The organism is Acetobacter syzygii, from assembly GCF_000964225.1.
Lineage (GTDB): Bacteria > Pseudomonadota > Alphaproteobacteria > Acetobacterales > Acetobacteraceae > Acetobacter > Acetobacter syzygii.
Window position 1 is genome coordinate 1 of record NZ_BAMZ01000047.1, and the last position, 1377, is coordinate 1377.

At 53.5% G+C, this 1377-nt stretch carries 1 protein-coding gene; it reads left to right on the top strand.

Annotated features, from left to right (window positions below):
• Positions 1-1318 (top strand): pyruvate dehydrogenase complex E1 component subunit beta (locus Absy_RS11505; RefSeq protein WP_048854902.1); only part of this gene is annotated, 1318 nt, incomplete at its 5' end.
• Positions 1319-1377: the final 59 nt, after the last annotated feature.

The window sequence follows — 1377 nt, forward strand, 5'->3', positions numbered from 1 at the left end:
GACAGAAGGCAAAATTGCCCGCTGGCTGAAAAAGGAAGGCGACACCATTACCGGTGGTGATGTGTTGGCTGAAATTGAAACCGACAAGGCCACAATGGAAATTGAAGCCATTGAGGATGGTATTCTTGGCCGTATTCTCATAACCGAGGGTACGGAAGGTGTTGCGGTCAATACCCCTATAGCCATTGTCGTGGAAGATGGCGAAACGGTGCCCGATAACGTAGCGAGCCAGCCGGTTGCTTCCCCCACCCCGGCAACAATAGCCTCCCCCCCGGCGCAAGCCAGCATACCCGCTGCTCCCGTGTCAGACACAATAGCTGAACCTGAACGGGATTGGGGAGAAACACGCGATATTACGGTACGTGAAGCGTTGCGAGACGCCATGGCAGCCGAATTACGCCGCGATGAAGATGTATTCCTGCTGGGTGAGGAAGTGGCTGAATATCAGGGCGCTTACAAGATCTCGCAGGGCTTATTGCAGGAGTTCGGGGAAAAGCGTGTTCTGGACATGCCCATTACCGAACATGGTTTTACAGGCATGGCTGTTGGTGCAGCCCTGACCGGGCTTAAGCCGATTGTTGAGTTCATGACCATGAACTTTGCCATGCAGGCCATTGACCACATTATAAACTCCGCAGCCAAAACACTTTACATGTCAGGCGGACAGATGGGGTGCCCCATTGTATTCCGTGGCCCCAATGGGGCAGCGGCACGTGTGGGAGCCCAACATTCGCAATGTTATGCCAGTTGGTATGGCCACGTCCCCGGGCTTAAAGTCGTTGCGCCCTGGTCTGCTGCGGATGCCAAAGGTCTTCTGCGGGCGGCAATCCGTGACCCCAATCCCGTTATCGTTCTGGAAAACGAAATCCTGTATGGGCAAAAATTCCCTTGCCCTGTGGACGAGGATTTTATTCTCCCCATTGGCAAAGCCAAAATCGAGCGTGCAGGGTCTGATGTCACCATCGTGGCCTTTTCCATTGCCGTTGGCACTGCGTTGGATGCAGCAGCCGAACTGGCCAAACAAGGTATTGAGGCCGAGGTTATTAACTTGCGCAGCATTCGACCGCTGGATACAGCCACGATTGTCAACAGTGTAAAAAAAACCAGTCGCCTTGTTACGGTTGAAGAAGGCTGGCCTTTTGCTGGCATCGGCTCAGAAGTAGCCATGCAGGTTATTGAACATGCTTTTGACTGGCTGGATGCACCGCCTGTACGCGTAGCGGGCGTGGATGTACCCATGCCATTTGCCGCCAATCTGGAAAAATTGGCTCTCCCGCAGCCTGAGCACGTTGTAAAAGCCGTGCGTAGCCTGATCTGAGGTGTTGAAAGATGGCAACTGAAATTTTAATGCCCGCCCTTTCTCCCACCATGACAGAA